Here is a 25,819-nt window from a genome sequence, read left to right on the forward strand (position 1 = left end):
GCGGGGTGGGGGGCCCCCCCCCCCCCCCCCCCGCGGGGGGGGGGGCCGCCCCCCCGCCCCCCCCCCCCCCCGACGCGTGGTGTCCCCCTGAGGGGAAGTGGGCAGGACGGTGGCGGTGGTGCGGTCCGGCACGCGCCGCCGACCCGGGGTGGCCCGCCACAGGAGGAGACGCTCTTTCGCTGCGACTGTGCGGGTGGGGATGTCGAGAACGCATCCGTGGCTCCGATTCTCTGTGATCAGAGAAGCGAGACGGCCGACGACTTTCGAGGAGAAGCGACCATGCAGCCCGTCAAGACGAACACCCTGAAGGTTCCCGGCGCGACCCTTCACTACGAGATCCGCGGCTCGGGGCCGACCCTGCTGCTGATCTGCGGCGGGGTTTACGACGCCGCCGGATACGCGGGTCTGGCCCAGCGGCTCGCCGACCGCTACACGGTGGTGACCTACGATCGGCGCGGCAACTCGCGCAGCCCGCTGGACGGGCCGCCCGAGTCGCAGAGCATCGAGACGCACGCCGACGACGCGCACCGCCTGCTGGTGGAGGTGGGCGTCACCGCCGACGAGCCCGCGTACGTCTTCGGCAACAGCTCCGGCGCGATCATCGGCCTGGAGCTGGCCACCCGCCACCCCGAGCAGGTGCGCACCCTCGTCTCCCACGAGCCGCCGCTGTTCGAGCTGCTGCCCGACCGCGACCGCTGGCGCGATGTCATCCGGGACGTGGAGGAGGCGTTCGCCAAGGAGGGGACCGGAGCCGCGATGCAGGCCTTCGCCACCGGGTTCGACAGGACCGGCAGGGAGCACGAGGAGGCGGCCACCCAGGGAGAGCAGGAGGAGCCCACTCCCGAGGCGGCGGAGACGATGGCGCGGATGGAGAAGAACATGGAGTTCTTCATCGGCTACGAGGTGCCGCCGTTCGTGAGATACGTCCCCGACGCCGACGCGCTGCGGGCCTCCTCGGCACGCGTCGTGATGGTGGCGGGCGAAGCCTCGGAGGGGCAGCCACCTTACCGGGCCTCCTTCGTCGTCGCCGAGCAGATCGGGGGGACGCACGTGATGTTCCCCGGTGACCACGGGGCCTTCGGCAGCCTGCACGAGGAGTTCGCCGCCAAGCTCGACGAGGTGCTCTCGCGCCCCTGAGCGAACGCGCCGACGAGGCGTAACACCAGTTTTCCTGCTGCCGTTCGGCGCGCTGAGTCGCTCCTCGTTCGGAGCGAGGGCGATCCCCGGGGCGGGGTTCTTCGCGGGGCGGTTTGGGGGAACGTGCGGAACGGCTCCGGTCGGACCTTTTCTGGTCTGGCCGGAGCCGGTGTTTCCCTGGGGACGCTGATCAGGGGAAGGTGATCAGACGGTGGTGATCGCGGGGGACGGCGATCACCGGGGGGAGATGGGCGGGGTGGTGGTGACGACGAGGACGGTGGTCACCGTGGTGGCCCGGGTGCTGTGTCACAGGGGAAGGTGTCGCAGGGGGCCAGGGGGGGCGGCAGGTGTCGCGGAGCGGTGATCAGCTGACGTTGGCGCAGATCGCGTAGACGCTGATGCCCACGTCGTTGTAGCCGATCTGGCGACCGAGCCCGATCCAGCCGTTGCCGTCGTCGGTGGGGAAGGAGCCCACCAGGATGGCCCCGTTGCCCTGCGCCTCGGCGCCGCCGCCGACAACCTTCTTTCCGGCGGGGCAGCGGACCACGCGGCGCTGGAAGTTGGGCACATTGGCGTTCGGCAGCTTGACGATCTGGTAGCCGGTGAAGTCGGCGGCGGCGGGAGCATCGGGGACGGTGGGCACGGAGGCCGTGGCCGGAGCGGCGGCGGTCATCGTGGTCAGACCCGCGATGGCTGCGGCGCTCAGCACGGCGGTCATGAGCTTCCTGCTTCGCATGATGTCTCCTGTGGCAGAGGGTGCCTGTGTTCTCACTGAGAGTAATTCTTCATCACTCTCAGTGTCCAGCCCTGTTTTTGTCGCCGTCTCGCCAGTTGCGTCCGCCCTGGTGATCGGGCATGCGCGGGCGTGGGGGGAGGGTGTTCCGGGTGAAGGGTTCGCGCCGCCGAGGGGTGTTCCAGGTGGGAGATTCGCGCCGCCGAGGAGGTCTTCCGGGTGGGGGTTCGCGTCGTCGAGGGGGTGGTCGACGGTGAACGGGGACTGGTGTCCTCGGGGCCCGGCCGACGACGGGCGGGAGGGAGCGGGCGCCGTCAAGAGGTCGACCGGCGTTGAACGTCGACCGACTATGAGAGCGCTCTCAGATCAGGGTAGGGTCATTTCTTGATCGTCGGCCAGATGGGCGATGTGATAGGTGGGCGGACGAAAAGATGGCGCCGCGCAGTGGAACGCCCTATTTTTCTGGGCTTACGCCCCCTCGCCTGCATCTCCGTCCTTTACCTACTCGTTACCAACGTGAAACATTGACTGACGTGACGCATCCCGTTACTTTTCGGTGAGAGAGCGCTCTCTCGTATCGGTCAGCTTCAGAGCCCGATTCCTCTCCCCGGAGGCACCCCCTATGGATCCCTCGATCCGGACCACGGGTCCGGACAGTGCGCACCCCCGCGAAGGACGACTCGCCCGGTCGGCGGCCCGCCTCAGGGCCCGCCGTCGCCGCCTCGCCGCCGGTGTGGTCGTCGCGATGGTGGCCGGGCTGCTCGGCCTCGGCGCCGCCCGCTCCGCGGAAGCCGCCACGGTCGGCGCCGGCAGCTACGCGGACACCCTCCCCGCAGGACGCTCGCTGCCGACCGGCTGCGGCTCCATCTCCACCAACCCCCGCCAGTGGGTGACGTCCAACGCCCCCGCGGGAGCCGTGCCCACCAACGACTGGTGGTCGTCGATCCTCTACAAGAAGACCGACTGCGCGTACGGTGAGCCGCTCCACGCGCACCCGATCTCGTACGACACCTTCGGCAACGGGCTCGGCTTCTCCTACAACACCACCCCCGCCATCAGCGGCACCGCGACCGGCGTCGGCGAGTACCACTACCCCTACGTCGAGAACATCCGCGTCGGCGTCGCGGGCCTGAACTCGCCGGACGTCAAGGTCGACGGCTGGAGCGACTGGACCGTCACCCCGTACTGGAGCGGCGGGGGCCGGACGATGAAGGCCACCATCGGCCACGGCCTGCCGTTCGCGTACTTCCAGATCACCGGCGGCAACGCGCAGATCACCGCCGCGGGCACCCCCACGGTGTGGTCCAACAGCGGCGCCACCATCGGCTTCACCGTCGGCGGCCGTGACTACGTCGCCTACGCGCCGACCGGAGCGACCTGGTCGGTGAGCGGCACCACGATCAGCTCCTCCCTCGCGGGCAAGGACTTCTTCTCGGTGGCGGCGCTTCCCGCGGGCGGCGACCGCGCGGCGCTGGCGAGCACCTACGGCCAGTACGCGCACGCGCACGTCACCGGCACCCGTGTCTCGTACGCCTACAACCAGTCCGCGAGCACGCTGACCACGACGTACGCCTTCACCACCACGGCCAGGCAGGGCAGCCAGACCGGCACGGTCATCGCGCTCTACCCGCACCAGTGGAACTACCTGACCGGCTCGACGCCGCTGGCGCAGACGTACGTGTCGGCGCGCGGGCAGATGAAGATCGTCACCGGTACGCAGTTCAGGACGACGATGAAGTACACCGGCGTCCTGCCCGAGGTCCCCGCGGTGGCCGACAGCTCGGGGGCGGACCTCACCACGGTCACCAACCAGCTCAACGCCGAACTCGGCAATCCGATGGACATCCGGGGCGACGACACCTACTGGACGGGCAAGGGCCTGGGCCGGGCCGCCCGCATCGCGGAGATCGCCGACCAGCTCAACCTGACGTCGGTGCGCACCGCCGCGCTGAACGCGATCCGCACCCGCCTCAACGACTGGTTCACCGCCTCACCGGGCAAGACGACCAGGGTCTTCTACTACAACCAGAACTGGGGGACCCTGCTCGGCTACCCGGCCTCCTACGGCTCCGACCTGGAGCTCAACGACCACCACTTCCACTACGGCTACTACATCGCCGCCGCCGCGACCCTCGCCAAGTTCGACCCCAACTGGGCGAAGGCGAGCCAGTACGGCGGCATGGTGGATCTGCTGATCCGCGACGCCAACAACTACGACCGGTCCGACACCCGCTTCCCGTACCTGCGCGACTTCGACATCTACGCGGGCCACGACTGGGCGTCGGGTCACGGCGCGTTCGGCTCGGGCAACAACCAGGAGTCGTCGTCGGAGGGCCAGAACTTCGCCAACGCCCTCATCCAGTGGGGACAGGCCACCGGCAACACCGCCGTCCGCGACGCGGGCATCTTCATCTACACGACCCAGGCCGCGGCGATCCAGGAGTACTGGTTCGACGTGCGCGACCAGAACTTCCCCGCCGCCTTCGGCCACAGCACGGTCGGCATGGTCTGGGGCAGCGGCGGCGCGTACGCCACCTGGTTCAGCGCCGAACCGGAGATGATCCAGGGCATCAACATGCTCCCGATCACCGGCGGGCACTTCTACCTGGGCGACAACCCCGCCTACGTGAATACCAACTATGCCGAACTGGTACGCAACAACGGCGGGCCACCCACGGTGTGGCAGGACATCATCTGGCAGTTCCAGGCGCTGGGCAACGGTGACGCGGCCCTGGCGAACCTGCGCGCCGCCGGAGGCTACACCCCGGAGGAAGGGGAGAGCAGGGCGCACACCTTCCACTGGATCCGCAACCTGGCCGCCCTCGGCACGGTGGACAACTCCGTCACCGCGAACCACCCGCTGGCGAAGGTGTTCAGCAAGAACGGGGCACGCACCTACGTCGCGTCCAACATCACCGGCAGCCCGCTCACGGTGACCTTCTCCAACGGCACCGTGCTCAACGTGCCGGCGGGCAAGACGGCCACCTCCGGCGCCTTCACCTGGAGCGGCGGCAACGCGGGGGGCGGCACCACGAACCCCGACCCGACCCCCACCCCGACCCCCACCCCGACCCCCACCCCGACCCCGGGTGTCTTCGCCGCGACGCGCTACCTGCAGAGCGGCGGAGGGCTGACGGGCACGACCGGCACGGCGGGCAGCGTCACGCTGGCCGCCGCGAACGGCAACCACGACGGCGTCCCGACCAACGCCCAGGTCTTCACGGCGACCGGTCTCACCGCCAACCGCAACGGCGGCACCACCGCGTTCGACCTCTTCCTGGACTCGGGCACCGCGGTCGCGAACGGCACCCAGGTCAGGGTCTCCTACGATCTGACCGGCGACGGGAGCTGGGACAGGGTGGAGACCTACGCCTACTTCGCGACCGACCCGGTGACCGGCTGGGAGCACTACACGCAGGGGGCCGGCCCGCAGTCCTCCTCGGGCACGCTCGGCAACCTGTCGAACGGCCGGGTGAGGGTCGAGGTATGGAACGCCATCGGCGCCAACACCGTCAGCCTCGGTGTCGGTAACCGGTCCTTCGTACGGCTGCCGTTCGGCTGATCCCCCTCAGCCGATCCGCGAAGGGACGGCCGGGAGCGTGAGCCCCCGGCCGTCCTCGCCTTCCGCGAGTGAGCGCGGCAGGCCGATCGCGTTCGAGGGCGGAATGACGCCCGACTCCAGGACGGCCGTGGTCAGCGGGTGGAGCAGCAGGGCGAGCTCGGAGGTGCGCTCGTCTTCCAGGGCACGCCACGGGGTGGCGGCCGCCTCGTCGGTGAGCCGCTCGATCCGCCCGCGCTCCCGCGCACCCTCGGCCGTCAGCGCGCCGGAGTCGTCGACCCACCCGCGCTCACGCAGGGCGGCGGCACCGGCCTCCCACTCCTCGTCGTCCCAGTGCCGTCCCAGGCGCAGCTGCTCCAGATCCGTCTCACCCGCCGCGACCTTGAGCAGGTGGGCCTGGACGGGGGAGACGCCGTGGGCGACGAGGGCGGCCACGTGCCCGTCGCCCCGGTGCTCGCGCAGCGTGGTCGCGGCCTGCCAGAGCAGCAGGTGCGGCTCGTCGGGCGCGGGCAGCGCCTGGTTGGCCGCGCCGAGCACCCGGCCGGCGGTGTCGGCGAGCCGCGCGGCCTCCCAGGCGAGGTCGGCCGCCGCGCGCATGTCGTCCGATCCGATCACCTTGTCGGTGAGCACGTTCCGCAGCGCCGCTCCCGCCCCGTCGAGCCTGGCGCGCAGCACGTCGCCGGGGGTGGCGAACGTCCACGCGTCGGGGAGCGCCCTGGCGACCCTCGCCGGGGGGAAACCGTGGAAGGCCGCCGTGACGACGCCGGGGCCGACCGGCCCGAGGGGCGCCGCCCTGGACGCGAAGTAGCCCATCCAGAAACCGCGCATGCCGACCGCGTCGGACGCCGCCAGCGCCTCGGGGGCGAAGTAGGTGACGGCGTGCAGGGGCTCAAGTAACTGCCACATGACACGCGGAACGTTCGGTTCGAGCTGCGGCACGGTCTCACACCCCGTCTTGTGGATCCTGGCGGATCGGTTGTGCGTTGTTCATACGGTACTCGCAGGAACGGCCGGGTGATCTCTGGGGGAGAAGAGCGCCATCTGGTCGGAACCCTGACCTGATCTGGGAAGACGAAGTCATCTCACCCGTCAGGTTGGGTCTTTTCAAGGAGGGGCGGGCGGGTTATCAAGAGCTCAGGACGAACTGTGATTCCAGACATTTCCGCTCACTTCGCTGGTTCCTCGGTCGCGTCCGATCGCCCACCCCCCAAGCCGATGGAGTACGGCATGCCGCAGTTACGAAGAGTCATGATTCAAATCCTGTGTGTCATCGCGATGCTCGCCGCGAGCGTCACCGCGGCGGCAACGGGCGCGCAGGCCGCCGTTCCCAACCGGTGGGGTTTCGCGGTGGTCGACGTGACCTCCGGCGTCCCCGACATCAACCACCAGGCGGGCAGCTGGGCGCCGGGCTTCAACGTCACCGTCACCCCCGGTGGGGTGGGGCAGACGATCGTGAGGTTCCCGCAGATCGCGATCACCGGCGGCGTCGTCCACGTCACGGCGATCTCCCAGAACGCCTACTGGTGTCAGGTGCAGAACTGGGGTCCCTCGGGATCCGACCTGATGGTGGCGGTGCAGTGCTACCGGTACGGAGGGGCTCCGGTCTTCACCCCGTACAGCATCGTCTTCGAGCAGAGCACCGGCACCCTGCCCGCACCGCAGGCGTTCGGCTACGTGCGCCACAATGGCGCCGGCGTCGCCGACCAGTTCAACTCGGTCGGGGGCGTGAACACCGCCGTCCCCGGTGGGGTGGGCGTCTGGACGGTCACCCTGCCGGGCCTCGGCTCGGCGAGTGCCGCGGGAAACCTCCAGGTCACCGCGGTGAACCCCAGCCAGCCCGCCCGCTGCAAGGTCGGCTCCTGGTCCCCCGGCGGGGGCTCGCAGATGCTCCAGGTGCGCTGCCACAACGCGACGAATGCGCCGCTCAACACCGGATGGACCCTCACCTACCAGCGTGAGCGCGCCATCACCGGCGCGGCGATCCCGCCGAAGAACTTCGCCTACACCTTCGACACCAACCCGGCCAACCCCGGCCCGTACGCGCCGACGCCCGCGGGCCTGAACTACAACTCCCAGGGGGCCACGAACACGATCCAGAGCGCGGGAACCGGTCTGCGTCTGGTCACCTTCCCGAAGGTCGGGCTCCTGCAGGACCAGGTCCAGGTCACCGCGTTCGGGCCGGGCCCCGAGTTCTGCAACCTGCAGAGCCTGTGGAACACCAACGCCGGCAATGCCATCGTGCGCAACGTCGCCTGCTACGACGCGGCCACCCGCGTCGACAGGCTCTCGTTCGTCACCTACACGTCGGCCTTCTGAGGCCCGGGTGATGTCCGGGTGAGGCCGAGCGCGGTGCCGTCCGTGACCTCGGGCGGTACCGCGCTTCCCGTCCAGCCCGTTCCCCCGTACGCCTCCGGCCTGTTCATCGGTACGGCTCCGGCCCGGCATCCGTCCGAGCCGGTCACCCGTCAGGATCCGGCCCGGCCGCTCACGTGAGAGCTCATCCGTACGGCCAGGTCGGGGGCGTGTGCCCGAATGGACGGCCTTCTCCCGGGTAGCCGGAGGCGATGACGACTTATGGCTTCCATTCCTCACACGAGCAGATCCACCCGGCAGAGCTTCTGAAAGCCGTCACCCAGGCCGAGCAGGCGGGGTTCGGGGCGGCGATGTCGTCGGACCACTTCTCCCCGTGGAGCGAGCGACAGGGGCAGTCGGGGTTCGCCTGGTCCTGGCTGGGCGCGGCGCTCCAGGCCACGAACCTGCCGTTCGGCGTTGTGAACGCCCCCGGCCAGCGCTACCACCCCGCGATCATCGCCCAGGCGATCGGCACCCTCGGGGCGATGTTCCCCGAGCGCTTCTGGGCCGCCCTCGGCACGGGCGAGGCGAGCAACGAGCACATCACCGGTGACCGCTGGCCGCGCAAGGAGCTTCGCACGCGGCGTCTGCGGGAGTGTGTCGACATCATCAGGGCGATGCTGGCGGGGGAGGAGGTGAGCCACGACGGCCTGGTGACCGTCGACCGCGCCCGGCTGTGGACCCGGCCCGAGGTCCCGCCGAAGCTGGTCGGCGCGGCGGTGAGCGTCGACACGGCCCGCTGGTGCGCGGAGTGGGCCGACGGCCTGATCACCGTGGGAGGACCGGTCGACCACCTGCGCGAGGTCATCGGCGCCTACCGGGACGCCGGAGGTAAGGGGAAGGTGGCGCTCCAGGTTCACCTCAGCTGGGCCGAGAGTGACGACGAGGCGATGGCCATCGCCCACCACCAGTGGCGAAGCAATGTCTTCTCCCCGCCGGTCAGCTGGGATCTCGACACCCCCGAACTCTTCGACGTGGTCTCCGCGGACGTCTCGGCCGAGCAGATCGCCGAGGTCGTCAACGTCTCGTCCGACCTGGGCTGGCACGCCGCCAGGATCAACGAGTACGCCGACCTGGGCTTCGAGGAGATCTATCTGCACCATGTGGGCCAGGAGCAGGCCCCCTTCATCGACGCGTTCGGCGCGAAGGTCCTTCCCCAACTGCGCTGACGTGGTCGCGGCCCTTCCGGGCGCGTTGATCCGGGAGGGCGGGGGACAAGGGCACGGGCGGCTTCACGGACGGATTCACGGACGGGGGTGAGGCGCGGGCGGGTTCACGGACGGAGGGGAACCCGCCCAGGTGGTGTGGCGCGGTGTCCGGTAAGGGGTGGTGATGACTCCTGCTGGGGTCTGTGGCCCCATCCTCCCCAAACGTCACGAAACGCACTGACTTATCGTCACTCTTACGACATCTAATAGAAACAATTAGGAGGGAATCAATTCCCAGACGTGACCGGATGTTCTACATTTGTCATGGGAGCGCTCCCATCAGAAGGAGGCGCAGTGTCTCTCCAGCACAACTCATCCGCGGCGGCCCTCGAGGTCGCCCACGAGTACGTAGGCGAGTGCCTGCTGCCCGCCGTCCCCGCGAGCGTGCGCGACGCCCGCTCGCTGGTTCGCCGGGAGCTCTCCCTGTGGGGCGCTGACGATCTCATAGACGACTGCATGCTGATCGTGAGCGAGCTGGTCACCAACGCCGTCAGGTACGGCGGCGCCGCGTGCGCGCTGCGCATCCGAGGCGGCGAGAACCTCGTCCGCGGTGAGCTCTTCGACCCCGGGGCGGGAGTTCCCCGCATGTGTGCCCGCGACATGGACGCCACCAGCGGCCGGGGCCTCCAGATCGTCGACTCCCTCGCCGACGACTGGGGCGTCGCCCATCCCGCCACCGGAGGAAAGATCGTCTGGTTCGTGCTCGGCCTCCCCGCCTCCCCCCGCTCGCATTCCGCCGTCGCCCCGGTCCTGCAGCTCAAGTAGGCGCCACGCGCCCCAAACCGCCCGGCCGCCCGGGGAACGCGCGGCCCGGGAGCACGATCGTCCGCCGGGGGTGAGAGGCCCGCGGCCCAAGACAGCCGTCCGCCAGGTGTGAGATCCGCCGCCCAAGGTCGCGCGGCCGTCCGGCCCTCCCGATGACCTGGTGTTTTCGCGCGCCGGGGGTGGGTGTCCCGCGGTGTCGGCGCGCCCCGTAGTGTGCGGACGATCGGCCCCCAGGACGATCGGCCCCCCAGGGAGAGAAACGCATCACCCATGACGACGTACGACCACACCCGCCGCGCCTGCTACACCGGATATGTCACCCAGGCCATCGTCAACAACCTGGCCCCCCTGCTGTTCATCGTGTTCCAGACCCGCTACCAGTTGCCGCTGGAGATGCTCGGGCGCCTGGTGCTGCTCAACTTCGCCACCCAGCTGGTCACCGACATCGTGGCCGTGAAGTTCGTGGACCGGACCGGTTACCGCGTCCCGCTGGTGCTGGCCCACATCCTGTCGGCGCTGGGACTGATGCTGCTCGCGGTCGCCCCGGCCGTGTCGCCCTCCCCGTACCTGGGACTGTGCGTCGCGATCGTCGTCTACGCCGTCGGCGGCGGCCTGCTGGAGGTGCTCGTCAGCCCGGTCGTGGACGCGCTGCCCAGCCCGCAGGAGGGCAAGGCCGCGGCGATGAGCCTGCTGCACTCCTTCTACTGCTGGGGACAGGTCGCGGTGGTGGCGGGCAGCACGCTGCTGCTGGCCTGGATCGGCCAGGACGCCTGGCAGGTCCTGCCCGTCGCCTGGGCGCTGGTCCCGCTGGTCAACATGGTGGCGTTCCTGAGGGTGCCGCTGCCCGCGACCGTGCCCGACGAGCACCGCACCTCCCTGCGGGCGCTCTTCGGGGCTCCCGCCTTCGCCGCCGCCCTCGTGCTGATGCTCAGCGCGGGCGCGGCCGAGCTGACCATGTCGCAGTGGTCCTCCCTCTTCGCCGAGGAGGGGCTGGGAGTCTCCAAGGTGTGGGGCGACCTGGCGGGTCCGTGCCTGTTCGCGGTCCTGATGGGCATCGGCCGCATCGTCTACGGCCTGTGGGGTGAGAAGATCCCGCTGGTGCCCGCGATGGCCTCGTGCGGCGCGCTGGCGACCGTCTGCTATCTCGTCGTCTGCCTGTCCTCCAACCCGGTGGTCAGCCTCATCGGCTGCGCGGTGTGCGGCCTCGCCGTCAGCCTCCTGTGGCCGGGTACCTTCAGCCTCGCAGCGGCCCGCTTCCCCCTCGGCGGCGCGGCGATGTTCGGCGTGCTCGCCGTCTTCGGGGACGCCGGTGGCGCGGCCGGACCCTGGATCGCCGGGGCCGCCGCGGACGCCTCCGCCGCCGCCGGCGGGTTTCTCGCCACCCTGTCGGCCGCGCTCCCCGACGACGGCGGCTCCGGTCTGCGCACCGGCATCCTCGTCGCCGCCGTCTTCCCGATCACCGTCGTCGCCCTCACCCTCGCGTACGCCGTCCGGGGGAAGAACGCGGGCACAGTAGCGGGCACGGCGACGGGCGAGGCGCCCGGTGAGGTGGAGCGGCCGATCGGCGGGTGAGCCGGCGGGGATATTCGGGCATGACATTTCCTTGGGAACGGCCCCGCCTCACCCATGCACCATGAGAACGGCACCACGCACAGCAGAGGGAGATCCATGATCGGCATCCACGTCCGCGCGCTCGCACAGGAGGGCGCGTGAGGGTCGGCCACGACGCCCTCCGGTCCGGGGAGGGGCGATGAACGAGGTTCGTGAGCGGCTCCGCGCCGCCCTGCACGCCGAACTGCCCGCCGCCTTCCAGCTACGGCGAGAACTGCATGCCGAGCCCTGCGTCTCGGGAAAGGAGGAGCCGACCCTCAAGCGTGTGCTGGACGCGCTGCCCGAGGGCAACGCGATGGAGCGGGTGGCCGTGACCGGCGCGCTCCTGCGGGTCGGCGGCGAAGGGCTCGCCGTCGGGGTACGCGGAGAGCTGGACGCCCTGCCGATCCCCGAGGAGACGAACGTTCCCTGGGCCTCGCGCAACGGCGCGATGCACGCCTGCGGCCACGACGTGCACCTCGCGGCCCTGGTCGCGCTGACCAGGGCGGTCGACCGGGTACGGGCGCCGGCGCCGATGGTCGCGGTGCTGCAGCCGCGTGAGGAGACCCCTCCCTCCGGTGCCAGGGACATCGTCGAGTCGGGCGCGCTGCGCAGGAACCAGGTCGGCGCGATGATCGCGGCACACGTCCAGCCGGTGCTCGGCGCGGGTGAGACGGCCTGCACCCCCGGCGCGGTCAACGCCTCCTCCGACGAGTTCGCCGTCGTCGTCCGCGGGCAGGGCGGGCACGCGGCCTACCCCCACCTGTCCAGTGATCCGGTTCTCGCGCTCGCCCAGATCATCGTGGCCGCGCAGCAGCTCGTGAGCCGCGACGCCGACCCGATGACGCCGACCGTGGTCACCTTCGGGACCGTGTCGGCGGGCAACGTCCCCAACGCGATCCCGGGACAGGCCGCGGCGCGCGGCACCCTCCGTACGATGTCGGAGTCCTGGCGCCGGCAGCTGCACCACCGCTTCCGCGAGGTCGTCGAGGGGGTCGCCCGCGTCCACGGCTGCGAGGCGGAGGTACGGATCGCGAACGGGGAGCCGGTGCTCGTCAACCACGCCCGGCTCGCCGAGGAGACCGGCCGCATCCTCGTCGAGGTGGCCCACCACATGCCCGCGACGCTGCGCTCCTGCGGCGCCGACGACTTCGCCCACTTCGCGTCGGTCGTGCCGTCGCTGATGCTGTTCGTGGGCACCGACACGACCTCGGGGCTGCACAGCCCGTACTTCCTGCCGGGAGACGAGACCGTGACGGCGGTCGCCGAGAGCCTGCTCGCCGCCTACCTCGCCGCCGCGCGGGTGATCGGCGCGGACACCTGAGCGGGCGTTCCCGGCGTGGGGCCTGAGTGCGACGGCGGTCGACAGCCGTCACACGGACCTTTATATAAGCATAAGTTTATAGAGCGAATGGGTTATCAAAGGGGGAGACCTCGACGACGTGGGATTCGTCTTCTTCAAGGACCCGGACGGCAACGGCTGGGCCGTGCAGCAGATAACCTCCCGCGGCTGATCGGTTCCACGGCCGCGGGAGCGCTCGTCCGGGAGTCCACGACCCCTCGAAGGCCACGGGGCGGTCAGTTGGTACGGGTGTTGGGGAGGTGCCCGCCCAGGTAGCCGATCCAGATCTTGCCGGTGGCGCCGCCGGAGTCGTCGTGGAAGTACATCCGGGGCGCGGGATAGCCCACCGGCCGCAGCTTGACGTGGGACTCCATCAGGACCTGCCCGCCGGGGCTCACCTCGGGCGGGACGGCGAAGGTCCGGCGATCGCTGAACTTGGCGCGGGTGACCACGCTCTTCGACTCGCGCATGGACAGCATCCCGGTGGGGATGGTGCGGCGCCCGGGGGAGCCCTGGGCGCACCAGTCGTAGAAGCCGCCCGCGAACTCCCCTCCGGACCGAGCCCTCGCGAAGTCCTCCAGGGCGCGCAGGGAGTCCCAGGCCTTCGCCGCCCAGGTCCGCGACTGGGCCGGATGGTCCAGGTCCAGCCGGGCGGCGGGACCGTCGGTGTCGCCGACGACGATGTGGCGCAGGCTCTGGCGGGCCTCGATCAGGACCTCGATCAGACTGGCGGGTTCGAAGACGGGGACCTCCTCGTTCACGCCGTACACGGGCTGGCCCGCCTCCGCGAGCCTCGCCTCCAGCCAGCGGACCCGCTCGGTGAGCTTCCTCGCGTTCGTGACGGCCTCGGCGTACTCCTCGGTGAGCAGCCGGTGCTCCTCGCGCAGGCTCCTGGTCCGCGTGGCCGGCCGCTCGCTCCCCTCCTCCGCGACGGATCCGTCGATGTGACGTCCGTTGCTGTGCCCTCGGGATTCGACGACGTCGCCATGCCCTCCCGTGCCGTCGCTCCGGAGGTGCGTGAGGTCGCCGTGCCGCCCGGCGACGATGTCACGCTGTTCCGCGACGATGTCGCGCAGGCCGGAAAGGTGCGCGCCGAGCGTGCGGATCTCACGCAGCACCCGCTCGGAGTCACCGTCGGAATCACCGCCGGCGGCCTGTGACGACGTGGCGAGCCCCAGTGCCGTCTCCAGCTCCCCGCGCAGTTCCTTGACCACCATGTCCGCCACCACCTGGGCGATCTCCTCCGTACTCGACGCCGGGACGCCCGCCGAGGTGGTCGTTCCTGTCTCCGTGGGCTTTACGGGTTCCAGGGTGGCGGTGGGTTCCTCCGAGCCGGGAGCGGGTTCGGAGTCCTCGGCGGTCCCGGCGACCGAGGCGGGGGTGGTGGGAGCGGGGAGCACGACGGGCGCGGGACGCCGGGTCATCGCCATCATCCGCCGCCGTAGCTCCTCACGGGCGGCATCGGTCTTGGCGGGCCGGGGCGCGGCGGCCTCGGCGATCTCACTCAGTTCGGCGCGTCCGGCGAGCACGCGGTAGACGACGCCGAGCGTCCGCCGGACGTCGTCGGGAAGCTCGCGATGGACGGTCGCACCGACCGCCCCGGTGGCGATCAGGTCGAGGGCGGCGACACCCTGTTCCCGGATCATGGCGGCGCCCATCGGCGGATGCCTGCGGGGGTAGGGCTCCCCGGCGGGGTCGAAGGGGGCGAGATAGGTGCGGATCCCGCCGCCGAACACCCCCAGCTCCTTGCCCATCGCCTTGTTGAACCGGTTCTGGGTGCGCAGGTCGGCGAGCCGTACGACCAGACTCGCACCGGTGACCGCACCGGCCAGATAGTCGGCATGGGTCCGCACGGCCTCCGGGTTCTGCGGATCCACGGAGAGGACGAGGATCGGCACCCTCCGGAGAGGCTCGGTCATCACCGGGACGAACCGGTCCAGGTCGTCCTCATGGAGAACCAGCGGGCCGTCCTCCAGGTGGATGCCGCCGTCGCTGATCCGCGCGGTGCGCAGGTATGCGGGGAGGAACCCGGGCACGCTCGCCGTGGGCGGTTCTCGCCTTTCCGCTCGCCCCGGCTCGTGCTTTCCGTTCCGGTACGACCCTGGTGCATTTCGCCCTTTTTCCGGTTTTCCATTCTGCTGAGACACCGGTTGGTGTCGTTCCGTTTCGTGCTTTCCGTTCTGGTACGGCGCCGGCCGGTGCCCTTCCGGGTCGTGTCCCTCGTGCCGGTCCACGGTGACGATCACCCAGCCCGTCATGCCCGCCGTCGACTCGGTGTAGGTCACCCGGGTCTTCAGGTGCCCTTTCCCGTACGGCTCGTCCAGCGTGTACCGGCCGCAGTCGCCGCGCCGTTCCATCGTGAGCCGTGCCCGGCCGGCCTCGGCCTCGACCATCGCCCGCGCGGCACCCGGGGGCGGGAACCCCTTCTGCTCGACCCACTCCGAGAAGGTGCGGCGCAGCCGGATCGAGATCGGGGCGACCGGGTCGCGCAGCACCGCCTGGTATAACCGCGTTACATTCGACGCCATAGTCACGACACCTCATATGTCATCAACCTGGGGGATGTACGGCTCACTTCCGGTAAAAGGACGTCAGTCGTACGGGGTTGGATGTCAGCCGGGCTCCGCAGGTTCCAGCGGGGGCAAAGTGCGCCGTAAATGCTGTTTTAATGCGGAATTAGGCTGTATATGACGTAAATCGGGTTCAAGGGCTTCGTGTGCTGCCGCAATCAACCGACTTTGTCACACCTCAGTGTGACGACATCCTGACGCGGTGTCGCGGTCTTTCCCGAGGTCGCAGCTGAGCGACAATCCGGAACGGCCGCCCGCGCGGGGCCTTTTCCCGGTCGAGAAGAATCCGAAACGGACCCCGCCGTCGACGGCGGGGAAACCCGTCGGGGCGCGGACCGGGGCGGGCTGGTCTGCTTTGTGCTGGTCTGACCGGGTTGGGCTGGGTTCCAAGTGATTCACTGGCGAGGGCGGCGCCGTTCCAAGCGCACGCCAAATCGCCTGTGACACTCTCCGTCGAAGCGGCGAAAAGTCCGTGGAGACAATGGCCGGAATCCAACCTCTTTTGCGCCGGAATGTCGCGGACCGTAGGAAAAGGCTCCTGTCGCCGGCCAACGAGCTCACATCGGGATTCCGGGCGCCGTCTCACGTTCGTGGAAGGAGTTCGATGCGGGTATCGAAGACGGTTCTGGCGGCGTTGGCCGCGGGGTTGGTGGCCGGTGCGGTGGTGGTGCCGGTGCACGCGGCCGGTGCCAGTGCCGGTGCGGTCGTGGCCGGGGCGGGGGCCGTGGTCTCGGCGTACGACGGTGAGAGTGTCTATCGGGGTCTGATCCTGGGGATCGGGCCGGTGGCCGAGAGGTTCCCCGAGATCATGCGCCCGGCCGGTGGGGTGACGGCCAAGCAGGAGGCGTTCGCCTCCGCGATGGTGGCGGCGATCTCGAAGAAGGATCCGGCGTTCCTCGCGTCGTTCGGCAGGGAGATGACCAGCGGCGACCACGTCAGGATCGACCGGGCCTTCACGAAAGCGCAGAACCTCACCAAGGACGTGCTGGCCGAACGGTTCGGATTCAAGGCCGACTCCACGGCCGCCGACCAGGCGAACGGCCTCGCGGTCTACGTGTTCATGATCTATCTCGGCAACGTCTACGAGTTCGTGAACGCGTACAAGATGTACAACGCGGTCCGTGAGTCCAATGTCTACGAGGTCAGGCACTGGACCGAGTCCCTGGTGAGCGACGACCTGGCGAGGCTCGACCGCGAGCGTTTCGTGAACCTCGTCGCCGAGCGACTCGCCGCCTGATCTCCGGCCCCACGCCCGGTTCCGCGCCGCGTCCGGCGCGGAACCGGGCCTTGAGAATCCACGGAGATTCTGTTGACCGAAACCACCATGGCCAGGCGCCTCGGGTGGGCGCTCGTCGGCATTGTCGCCTTCTGGGGATCAGTGATCTTCTACGTGGTGCACACCCAACTGCCGAGCAACGCCCTCGCGCTTCCCGGACAGGAGCAGCTGAGGGCGACCATCACCACCCTCACCCCGCAGGGGTGGGCGTTCTTCACCAAGTCGCCACGCGAACCGCAGATCGGCGTGTGGCAGACCGCGGGCACCGGCGGCTGGCAGGACGCGCGACTCGGCCCGCACTCGGAACCGCGCAACGTGCTGGGCTTCAACCGGCGCTCCCGGGCCCAGGGGCTGGAACTCGGCATCATGCAGACCTCGGTTCCCCCCGAAGGATGGACGGCGTGTGACGACGGCGACGTCGCCTCATGCCTCGACCGAGCCCCCAGCGCCGTGACGATACGCAACATCGCGGCCAACCCCATCCACTGCGGTTCGGTGGGCCTGGTCCAGCGCGAGCCGCTGCCGTGGGCGTGGGCCGGGAGCGACACGGCCATGCCCGCCAGGGTCGCCCGATTGGAGGTCACATGCTGACCAGAGCCGGTCTCGCCGTCGCGCGCCTCGCGCGGGTCTCGCCGTGGACGAACGTCTACGGCCTGGCCCGTACCCTGATGGCGCTCGGCACGCTGGGCACACTCCTGTTCAGTCACAGCACCTCGCTCTTCCGCCCCGCGCAGGGAATGCCCGACTTCCCCAACTGCTCGGGCATCGCCCAGGCCGGCGTCTTCTGCGTGTTCCCGAGCGACCAGCTGGAGATCGCCCGTTTCCTCTCGATCGGCCTGCTGCTGCTCGTGGTCATCGGCTGGCGTCCGAGGCTCACCGCCCTGGGGCACTGGTGGGTCACGGTGAGCCTGATGGCGTCGGCCACCATCCCCGACGGGGGCGACCAGATCAGCTCGGTCGTCACCCTGCTGCTGCTTCCCGTCGCGCTGATGGACGGGCGCAGGTGGCACTGGGGCCCGCCCGCCGACGTGAGCGAACGCCCGGTCCTGTCGTTCTTCGCCTGGACGACCTTCTTCGTGATCCGCCTGCAGGTCGCGGGACTCTACTTCCAGGCGTCGGTGGCCAAGCTGAGCCATGCGGAGTGGGCCGACGGCACGGGACTGTGGTACTGGCTCACCGACCCGTTCTTCGGCATGCCGAGCTGGATCAAGCCACTGCTCACCCCGATCCTGGTCAACCCGATCGGCGTCACCCTGATGACGTGGGGGCCACTCGTCATCGAGTTCGCGATCGCACTCGGAATGATCGCTCGCCGACCGGTCCGGCCGTACCTGCTCGCCGCGGGTGTCGCCTTCCACATCTCGATCGGTGTGCTCATGGGCCTCGGAAGCTTCATGTTCGCGATGCTCGCCTGCCTGGTGCTCCATCTGCGCCCGGTCGACGTGCCGTTCCGGCTGCCCAGCCGCCTGCGGGTCCTCGCCCGGCTCGACCGCGTACGGGCGACGTGGCCGGTCCTCGCGCGCCGTACGGGCTCGACCGCGGGGGCCGCCTCCGCCGTTCCTGACGAGGTGACGGCCGTTCCCGCACCGCAGGAGGCGTCGGTCGCACCGCAGGAGGTGGCGGTCGGCGCCGCGTCCCCGGAGGCGATCACCGCCCCCGACCCCCAGGACGAGGCCGGGCGGGCGTCTCCCGTCCCTGCTGTCCCCGCCGTCCCCGCTCCGGCCCATGCGGGCCCGGCTCCCGAGGGGCGGCCGTGATCCCGGTGGGAACGCCCGCGCGTTTCCTGGTCTACGACGGCGACTGCGGATTCTGCGCGAACGCGCTGCGCACCCTGCGCCGTGTGCTCCCCGACTGGCCGGACACCTTCGCCTGGCAGGCCCTCGACCTCGCACATCACGGGCTCTCGCCGGAACAGGTGGCCGGAGCCGCCTGGTGGATCGAGCAGGGGAAGGCGCCGGCCGGTGGCGCGCGGGCCTTCGCCGCGCTGCTCGTCTGGCAGCGCTCGCGCGGATGGCGCGTACTCGGGAGGCTCATGTCGGTCCCCCCGGTCTCCTGGGCGGCACACCTGGTCTACGCGGTGGTGGCCAGGACGCGGCATCGCCTGCCCGGCGGCACCCCCCTGTGCTCGGTACGCGGCGAGAGCCCGGAATGGCGGGCCGGCCTGTCGGCGAGATCGGCGTCAGAGCGCCCCTCGCGCCGAGAAGAACGGTCGTGACCGGGCCGGACGTCACCGGCCCGAGCGCGAAGGGGCCATGTTCCGGCCGGTCGTACCGGCCGGGACACGAGTGGGTTCCAGGCTGAACCCGGCGGGCCCCGGCCGCGGCGCGAGGCGCGTTCGCCGCCGGGGACCGTTCCGGTCTCACGACCGGGTTTCACCCATCGTTCACGTATGTGGAAGGAGTTCGATGCGGGTATCGAAGACGGTTCTGGCGGCGTTGGCCGCGGGGTTGGTGGCCGGTGCGGTGGTGGTGCCGGTGCACGCGGCCGGTGCCAGTGCCGGTGCGGTCGTGGCCGGTGCGGGGGCCGTGGTCTCGGCGTACGACGGTGAGAGTGTCTATCGGGGTCTGATCCTGGGGATCGGGCCGGTGGCCGAGAGGTTCCCCGAGATCATGCGCCCGGCCGGTGGGGTGACGGCCAAGCAGGAGGCGTTCGCCTCCGCGATGGTGGCGGCGATCTCGAAGAAGGACCCGGCGTTCCTCGCCTCGTTCGGCAGGGAGACGACCAGCGGCGACCGGGTCAGGATCGACCGGGCGCTCACGACGGCGCGGAACCTCACCAAGGACGTGCTGACCGAACGGTTCGGCGTCAAGGCCGAGGCCACGGCCGCCGATCGGGCGAACGGCCTGGTGACCTATCAGATCGCCCCGATGGCGGGCTATGTCTACGAGGTCGTCACCGTCAACCAGGTCGTCAACGTGTACAAGGTTCTCAACATGGTCCGGGAGTTCGGCGACACCGCCGGGCAGGAGGGGAACGCGCTCGTGCTGGACCCGGACATGGCCCGGTTGCAGCACGAGCGTTTCGTGGATCTCGTCGCCGCACGGCTCACCGCCTGAGCGGCGTGCCCTTCGTCCCCTCGTCCTCTTGCCGCCGCGTGACTCGCCTTGCGGGCCTGCCTGAGCGGTTCACGGCTTGAGTGGCTTATGGCCTGAGTGGTTCACATCTGAGCGGCTCATCGACCGAACGACGGCCCCACCCGCCGGGCAGCGCCCAGCGGGCCCGGGGCCGTTCCCGCCTCGCCGTTCCCTCGGGACAGCGCCGCCGTCGCCCGGTCCCGCCAGGCGGTGAGCCCGTTCCTGTCGGCCTGCCCGGCCAGGCTCAGGAGATGCCCGGCGGCGCTCTCGTGCTCGCCCAGCGTCGAGGCGAGCAGGGCGAGGAACCAGTCCACCGGGCCCGCCAGGGCGATGGCCGAGCCCACCGCGATGCTCCCGCTGTGCGGCAGTAGCGCCGCGTAGCTCTCCCGGCAGGCCGGCAGGTCGCCGACCGCGGCTCGGGCCTCGCCCTGCAGGCAGGTCATGGTGAGCCAGGACCAGTCGCCCGGCGGCCTGGGCCAGCCTTTCTCGACCGTTCGTGCGGCCTCCTCGACGCGGCCCTGGGCGCACAGCCGCAGGATCCCGGCGTCGTGGTCCATGGTGGTGTGGATGCCGGTGATCGAGTCGATCAGCGACTCGGCGGCGGCCAGGGAACCGCGCCGGTAATGCAGCAGGATGCGCCCGGTGGCCACCACCGCGCCCGCGTACCACATGCCGAGCCGTCCGGCCTGCCGCTCCGCCTCGTGATACAGCGCCTCGGCGTCGTCGAAACACTCGGCCAGGACCAGCCTGTTGGCGCGCCACATGGTGTGCTGGAATCGTGGCCAGGGCAGCGGCAGCCGTTCCAGCATCGCGTCGCAGCGGAGGGCGGCCTCGTCCGCGCCGGCCACGTCGAACAGCTGCAGCCTGTGATGGGTCAGCAGGATCCACCCGAGCAGCTCGTACTCCGGCATCCGGGTCCGCGACGCCAGTTCGACCAGCTCGGTGGCGATCTCGACCAGCTCGTGTGGGTGGGCCGCCTGGGGCAGCGAGAGCTGACGGGCGTTGAGCATCCGCATGAGCAGGTGCGGATCACCCAGCCTGCGCGCCATCTCGACGGCCTCGGCGGAGAAGGAGTCGCAGCGCGGGTCGTCGCTTCCGTCGTAGAGCTCCTGCGCGAGCCCGCCGAGCAGCCGCGCCCGCTCGGGACCGTCCTCCTCAGGCAGCGACCGCAGGGCCACCTCGAAGCGGTGCACCAGCCGAAGCTCCACCTCCTCGTACGGGTTGCGCAGGGTCCAGGCCGACGGGGCATCCAGCGAGGTCAGTACGCGGGCGATCAGCGTGGGGCCGCCCCGGTCGGCGACGCGGTCGGCGACGCGGATGGCCCGTGCCCGCGCCTCGCGGGCGCCGAGCGGGTCCCCGGCCTTCAGCAGTGCCTGGATCTGCCGTAACAGGAGTTCGACGTGGTCGAGCGGGTCGCCGGCGGAGGAGCCGTGGGCCTCCACCGCCCGGCCCCACCACAGGGCCGCCTCCTCGTACGCGAGCCGGAGGGACGCCTGCTCCGCCACGGCGCGGGCCCATCTGGTCGCCTCGCCGTACGCGGCGGGACCGGCCTCGATCGCGTGATGGGCGATGACGGCCACGTCCACGGCGGGGCGGGCGGCGAGGGCCTTCATCACCTCCCGGTGGATCCTCGCTCTGCGCAGTGGGGGGATGTCCTCCAGGAGGGTCTCTCTGACCAGGTCGTGCGCGAAGGCCATGCGACGGTCGCGGGCCAGCAGCAGCCCGGCGTGCGCGGCCCTGTCCAGCGAGTCGTACACCTCACCCCGGCACGCCTGGGCGACGACGTCGGGATCGAAGTCCCGGCCGAGCACCGCCGCCCTCCTGAGCACCGTGCCGACCTGCGGGCCGAGCGCGGCCACCCGCCGCCGGATCAGGTCGGCGACCGCGCCGGGTACCGCGTCCAGGGTGCCGCCCTGGGCGAGCATCCGTACGGTCTCCCTGACGAAGAAGGGGTTGCCGCCGGTGCGTTCGGTCAGCGCGCGGGCGGCGCCCCCGTCGATCTCGACACCGATCTCCGCGGCGATGGCCCGTACGGTGTCGGAGCCGACACCGGTCAGCCGCAGGCGGAGCGGGTTGTGGCGGGCGAGCCGGCCCAGCACGCCGTCGAGGGGGAGCAGGTCCGCGCCCTCGCGGAACGCGGTGACCACCGTGACGGCGGCACCTCTCGCCGCGTCGCTCCCCGCGTCGTTCCTCATGCCGTTCCCCTCGTCGTTCTCCGCGTCACCGATGAGCGCGACCAGGTCGCCGAGCAGGCCGAGCGAGGCCGCGTCGGCCCACTGCAGATCGTCCAGGACGATCACCGTGGGCCGGGTCCGCGCGGTCTGCCTCACCCAGTCGGCGACGGCCTGGTGGCGGCGGAGCCGGGCGGCCTCCGCCGAGCCCGTGGGCGTCTCGTCGTTCATCAGCCCGGCGAGGGCATCGGGGTCCGGCGGGGGATAGACCCGGGCGAGTGCCCGCAGGATCTGCAACCACGGCCAGAGCGGAGGAGCGCCCTCGGTCTCGGGACAGCGGCCCCACAGCACCAGACGGCCGGACTCGACGCACCGGTCCCTGAAGGCTTCGAGCAGCCACGTCTTACCGATGCCGGGCTCACCGCCCACCGTGGCGATCGCGAGTCCGCCGCCCCGCGCCGGCAGGCTCTCCAGGTCGGCGAGCTGCCGGTCCCTGCCGTGCGGGACCCGGCGGGCAGGGGAGATCGGGACGGGAACCCCGGGGGCGGAGGGGAGCAGGAGCCGGTCGGACTGCCGCAGGATGTCCGCCTCCAGGGCCCGCAGCCCGGGACCGGGATCAAGGCCGAGCCGTTCGGCGAACAGGTCCCTGACCCGGCGCAGCACGGCCAGCGCGTCGGCCTGCCGCCCGGTGCGGTACAGGGCCAGGGCCAGCAGATGCCAGAGCCGCTCGCGCAACGGGTTCGCGTCCGCCTCGGCCTCCAGGCCGGTGATGACGGTCTGCGGGCGGCCGAGATCCAGCCGGGCCTGGGCGCACCGCTCGACCGCGACCAGGCGCAGTTCACGCAGGCGGTTGACCTCGGGGGCCGCCCACAGCTCACCGTGGAACTCGCCGTACGGCAGGCCGCGCCAGAGCCGCAACGCCTCCTCCACGCGGGTGAGCGCCTCGGCGGCGGGACGTGACTCCGTCCCGGACACCAGCTCGGTGAACCGGACCGCGTCGACGTCGGTCGTGGCGAGCAGGTAACCGGGCGGCCGCCCGACGAGCAGTCGAGGCGGGGTGCGCGGCGGGCGTTCCGGCTCGATGATCCGGCGCAGGTTGGACACGTACGCCTGGACGGTGGCCACCACGCTCGGCGGCGGGGCGTCACCGTACAGGTCGTCGATCAGGGTATCGGTGGGGACGAGCGCGCCACCCGCGACGAGCAGCCGCGCCAGCACCGCCCGCTGACGTGGACCGCCCAGCCCCAGGCGAGCCTCGTCATGATGAACCTCCAGCGGGCCGAGAACCCGAAAATCCATGCCTACCGCCTTCTTACGGTTGGCACAGCAGGTGCGGACCACTGTGACAGGAACGCGAACTGGGGTACATCGAACATCGTTTACCCCCAGTCGGCAAACCGGGTCCGATGCCCAGATAAATCATGAAATGTCGCCAAGGCATGGAGGCTCGCCGTGTCCGGCCGCGCGATGTCGCGAACGCCCAGGTGATCGCCCGCGTCCGGTCCGGGGTGTCGTCCGGAGGGGATCGTGACCGGCTCCGGGTGGTGTCCGGTGGAGATCACGTCCGGTCTGGGGTGTTGTCCGGAGGGGGGCGTGGCCGGTTCCGGGTGGTGTCCGGAGGGGGCGTGGCTGGTTCCGGGGGGTGCCCGGTGAAGATTGCGTCCGGTGTGAGGTGGTGTCCGGTTCGAGGTGTTATCCGGTGGGGATCACGGCCGGTTTCCCGGAAGCCTCCCGGCGGCGATGCCGTCGGTCAGACCGTCGACCAGCTTCCCGCCGATCGTCCCCGCCTCCCGCAGTGATCGCTCGAAGGCGGTGAGCCGCCGGAAGGCCTCGCCGTAGCGACGCTGCTCGTCGAGAGGGAGCCGCAGCACCTGCAGCCTGCGGACGTCGATGCGGGAGGACGTCGAGGCGTGGGTGCCCGCCTGCCTCGCGTTGGCCGGGGCGCGCAGGCAACCGGCGAGGAACCAGGGATCGAGGAGTGCCGGATCGGCCCGGAGGGCGTACAACTGGGAGCCCAGCACCGTGGGGGCGTCGGTGTCGACCCAGGCGCCGAACGCCCGGTGGGCGCCGACGACCACCACCTCCTGCGGTGCGGTCAGGGTGAGGCCGCCCGCGTTCTCTCCCGCGGAGGCGTCGGACGCGGTCAGCCAGCCGGACGATCTGCCTCCGGCCGGCATGTCGGCGACGGTCAGCACGCGCACGGCGTCGTCGGGGGCGTCGCCGGTGCGCACCAGGCCGTCGGCCGGTTGCTGCCCGGCCCGCATCGTGAGCGCACCCGCTCTGAGCAGGTCGCCCACGGTCACCGTGCCCTGGCCCGCGGGCTCCTCGCCGCTCAGTTCGAGGGCGGACAGGGTCGCGGTCAGATCGCGCAGCTCGTGCAGGAGGGTGCCGAACCGGTTCCACGAGCGCCGCAGACCCAGGTTCGCGGAGGTCGCCTTCTTCGGGACGTGCCGCGCGGGGGTGAGGTCCACCTCCTCGTCCAGTAGGTCGATCACCGGGACCACGGCGTGATCGGCCGACCGCTCCCCGTCGGCGTCTCCCCCCGGAGTCCCCGGAGCCCCCGGAGCCGCCGGGGTCGTCTGGGTCGCCTGGATCGTCCGGAGCTCCTGGACGGCCGACACCACGCGCCTGTGCAGGAGGGGCCAGTCGATCGCCGCCCTGCCCGCTCGCTGCGTTCCCCCCGACGGCTCCTGCTGGACGTCGGCCGCGTCGACCAGGAGCACCCCGGCCCCCGCGTCCGTTCCGCCCTCGGCCGGTGCCCGCAGGACCCACAGGTGCAGCGCGACGCTGTGCGGGGGCGCGGACCCCGGAGGCAGGGCGACCACCGCGCGCAGCACACCGCTGCGGAGCAGCCCCGCCCGGACCCGGCGCCCCGCCCTGCGGGAGGCGACACCGGGCGGCAGCAGCAGCACGGCCGTCCCGCCGGGTGCCAGGCGGCTCAGCGCGTGCTGCGTCCAGGCGAGCTCCGGCTCGGTGCGGGGAGGCAGGCCGTACGTCCAGCGGGCGTCGGTGGCGAGTTCCTCGTATCCCCAGTCGCGTTCGTTGAACGGCGGGTTGCACAGCACCACGTCGGCGCGGACATCGGGTTGGGGATCGGCGCGCAACGTGTTCCCCGCCCGTACGTCGACCTCCCAGGCGCTGTCACGCTCCGGGGAACGGCCGGCGAGCAGGAGCCGTACGGCGGCGAGCGCCGCCTGGGTCGCGTCCACGTCCTGGCCGAGCAGTCTCAGCGGGGCACCCGAGGCAGGCGCGTCCGCCGTACCGGCCCACTGCCGGGCGGCGGCGAGCAGGAGACCGCCTGTGCCGCACGCGGGGTCGAGCACGGTGCCGACGTCACCGGCCTCGCCGTCGCGCGACAACCCGGCCACCTCGGCCATCAACGCCGCCAGCGGGGGCGGCGTGACATTGATCTGCCGTACGTGGGTGTCGAGCCAGCGGCCGAGCAGGAAGTCGAAGGTGTCCCGGGCGCCGTGCTTCTTCGCCAGGCCGACCGCGCGTTCCACCAGGGACCGCTGGGCGTCGGAGAGGTCGGCGCCGCCCGGAAGCCACTCGGCGGTTTCATCGAGGCCCGCCTCCTCACCGGTGAGCCTCGCGAGCCGGGCACCGGCGACGGCGATCGCCCTCCCCATCGCGTCGCGGTCGCCGAGCGCCTCGAACTCCGGCCACAGCCGTTCCCGGCTGCCGACCTCGTCGAGCTTGCCCTGCCGCCTCAGCCACTCCTCCACCTGCGACAGCGCGAACTGCGGGCTGGTGTCCGTACCGCCGACCGGCGTGGGAAAACTGTCGTGACGGCGGCGCCAGTTGCTGACGGCCGCGCGCCCGACACCGGCGATCCTGGCTATCTCCGCCAGAGTGACGGAGACGGTGGGGTCGGCAGAAGGAGGCATCGTGTCTCCGGGTGAGGGCCAGAAAGATGACGACCCGGCAGGAAAGCACGGTGACGGCATGTGCCCAGGTGGGCGGCCCCGGCTTTCCAGAAGGTCATTTTGGCAGCCTATCCGTTGACTCAGTTCACCGTGGAGCCAACCCGGCCGTGGAGGCT

General features: G+C 71.0%; 18 protein-coding genes. 13 read left to right on the forward strand and 5 right to left on the reverse strand.

Features of this window, described 5'->3' with window-relative positions:
• Nucleotides 1-279 precede the first annotated feature (279 nt).
• Nucleotides 280-1,137 carry an alpha/beta fold hydrolase gene (locus ACFY3D_RS36770; protein WP_389988715.1) on the forward strand — a complete coding sequence of 286 codons (858 nt, stop codon included), beginning with the start codon at nucleotides 280-282 and terminating at the stop codon, nucleotides 1,135-1,137.
• 364 nt (nucleotides 1,138-1,501) lie between these two features.
• Here the strand turns inward: ACFY3D_RS36770 and ACFY3D_RS36775 are convergent, their stop codons facing one another.
• The gene (locus ACFY3D_RS36775; RefSeq protein WP_389988718.1) at nucleotides 1,502-1,873 is read right to left on the reverse strand and encodes a hypothetical protein; all 372 of its coding nucleotides are present in this window, start codon (nucleotides 1,871-1,873) and stop codon (nucleotides 1,502-1,504) included.
• A 619-nt stretch (nucleotides 1,874-2,492) separates the two neighbouring features.
• Between ACFY3D_RS36775 and ACFY3D_RS36780 the strand changes: the two genes are divergently transcribed.
• Nucleotides 2,493-5,432, forward strand: a complete 2,940-nt coding sequence (locus ACFY3D_RS36780; RefSeq protein WP_389988721.1) for a glycosyl hydrolase — start codon at nucleotides 2,493-2,495, stop codon at nucleotides 5,430-5,432.
• 6 nt (nucleotides 5,433-5,438) lie between these two features.
• Here the strand turns inward: ACFY3D_RS36780 and ACFY3D_RS36785 are convergent, their stop codons facing one another.
• Nucleotides 5,439-6,335, reverse strand: a complete 897-nt coding sequence (locus tag ACFY3D_RS36785; RefSeq protein WP_389988725.1) for a hypothetical protein — start codon at nucleotides 6,333-6,335, stop codon at nucleotides 5,439-5,441.
• Nucleotides 6,336-6,677: 342 nt separating this feature from the next.
• On the opposite strand from ACFY3D_RS36785, the gene ACFY3D_RS36790 reads away from it, so the two are divergent.
• From ACFY3D_RS36790 to ACFY3D_RS36815, 6 genes are all read left to right on the forward strand, one after another.
• Nucleotides 6,678-7,745 (forward strand): hypothetical protein, encoded by a 1,068-nt coding sequence (locus ACFY3D_RS36790; RefSeq protein WP_389988728.1) that lies wholly within the window; start codon nucleotides 6,678-6,680, stop codon nucleotides 7,743-7,745.
• Between the two features lie 42 nt (nucleotides 7,746-7,787).
• Complete coding sequence (locus ACFY3D_RS36795) at nucleotides 7,788-7,922, forward strand: hypothetical protein (RefSeq protein ID WP_389988731.1); 135 nt, start codon at nucleotides 7,788-7,790, stop codon at nucleotides 7,920-7,922.
• Between the two features lie 71 nt (nucleotides 7,923-7,993).
• The gene (locus ACFY3D_RS36800) at nucleotides 7,994-8,950 is read left to right on the forward strand and encodes a TIGR03885 family FMN-dependent LLM class oxidoreductase (RefSeq protein WP_389988734.1); all 957 of its coding nucleotides are present in this window, start codon (nucleotides 7,994-7,996) and stop codon (nucleotides 8,948-8,950) included.
• Nucleotides 8,951-9,283: 333 nt separating this feature from the next.
• A complete protein-coding gene (locus ACFY3D_RS36805) occupies nucleotides 9,284-9,754 on the forward strand; it encodes an ATP-binding protein (RefSeq protein ID WP_350944949.1) in 471 nt (156 codons plus the stop codon).
• 270 nt (nucleotides 9,755-10,024) lie between these two features.
• On the forward strand, nucleotides 10,025-11,326 hold the full coding sequence (locus ACFY3D_RS36810; RefSeq protein WP_389988737.1) for an MFS transporter: 1,302 nt from the start codon (nucleotides 10,025-10,027) through the stop codon (nucleotides 11,324-11,326).
• A gap of 178 nt (nucleotides 11,327-11,504) precedes the next feature.
• Nucleotides 11,505-12,668, forward strand: coding sequence for a M20 family metallopeptidase (locus ACFY3D_RS36815; RefSeq protein WP_389988740.1), 1,164 nt, complete (start codon nucleotides 11,505-11,507; stop codon nucleotides 12,666-12,668).
• Nucleotides 12,669-12,922: 254 nt separating this feature from the next.
• Here ACFY3D_RS36815 and ACFY3D_RS36820 read toward each other — a convergent pair whose 3' ends face one another.
• Nucleotides 12,923-15,214, reverse strand: coding sequence for a hypothetical protein (locus tag ACFY3D_RS36820; protein ID WP_389988743.1), 2,292 nt, complete (start codon nucleotides 15,212-15,214; stop codon nucleotides 12,923-12,925).
• Nucleotides 15,215-15,860: 646 nt separating this feature from the next.
• Here ACFY3D_RS36820 and ACFY3D_RS36825 point away from each other — a divergent pair.
• From ACFY3D_RS36825 to ACFY3D_RS36845, 5 genes are all read left to right on the forward strand, one after another.
• Entirely contained in the window at nucleotides 15,861-16,493 is a 633-nt protein-coding gene (locus ACFY3D_RS36825) for a hypothetical protein (RefSeq protein ID WP_389988746.1), read from the forward strand.
• A gap of 72 nt (nucleotides 16,494-16,565) precedes the next feature.
• Entirely contained in the window at nucleotides 16,566-17,123 is a 558-nt protein-coding gene (locus ACFY3D_RS36830) for an SdpA family antimicrobial peptide system protein (protein ID WP_389988749.1), read from the forward strand.
• Nucleotides 17,117-18,289, forward strand: coding sequence for a sporulation-delaying protein SdpB family protein (locus ACFY3D_RS36835; protein WP_389988752.1), 1,173 nt, complete (start codon nucleotides 17,117-17,119; stop codon nucleotides 18,287-18,289). Before ACFY3D_RS36830 ends, ACFY3D_RS36835 begins: the two co-directional genes overlap by 7 nt.
• The gene (locus tag ACFY3D_RS36840) at nucleotides 18,286-18,747 is read left to right on the forward strand and encodes a thiol-disulfide oxidoreductase DCC family protein (protein ID WP_386202474.1); all 462 of its coding nucleotides are present in this window, start codon (nucleotides 18,286-18,288) and stop codon (nucleotides 18,745-18,747) included. Before ACFY3D_RS36835 ends, ACFY3D_RS36840 begins: the two co-directional genes overlap by 4 nt.
• 190 nt (nucleotides 18,748-18,937) lie before the next feature.
• Entirely contained in the window at nucleotides 18,938-19,588 is a 651-nt protein-coding gene (locus ACFY3D_RS36845) for a hypothetical protein (RefSeq protein WP_389988755.1), read from the forward strand.
• A gap of 116 nt (nucleotides 19,589-19,704) precedes the next feature.
• Here ACFY3D_RS36845 and ACFY3D_RS36850 read toward each other — a convergent pair whose 3' ends face one another.
• Nucleotides 19,705-23,076, reverse strand: coding sequence for a BTAD domain-containing putative transcriptional regulator (locus ACFY3D_RS36850; RefSeq protein ID WP_389988758.1), 3,372 nt, complete (start codon nucleotides 23,074-23,076; stop codon nucleotides 19,705-19,707).
• Between the two features lie 407 nt (nucleotides 23,077-23,483).
• The gene (locus ACFY3D_RS36855; RefSeq protein ID WP_389988761.1) at nucleotides 23,484-25,664 is read right to left on the reverse strand and encodes an N-6 DNA methylase; all 2,181 of its coding nucleotides are present in this window, start codon (nucleotides 25,662-25,664) and stop codon (nucleotides 23,484-23,486) included.
• Between the last annotated feature and the right edge of the window lie 155 nt (nucleotides 25,665-25,819).

Origin of the sequence: Streptosporangium sp. NPDC000509 (assembly GCF_042898365.1) — a bacterium.
Lineage (GTDB): Bacteria > Actinomycetota > Actinomycetes > Streptosporangiales > Streptosporangiaceae > Streptosporangium.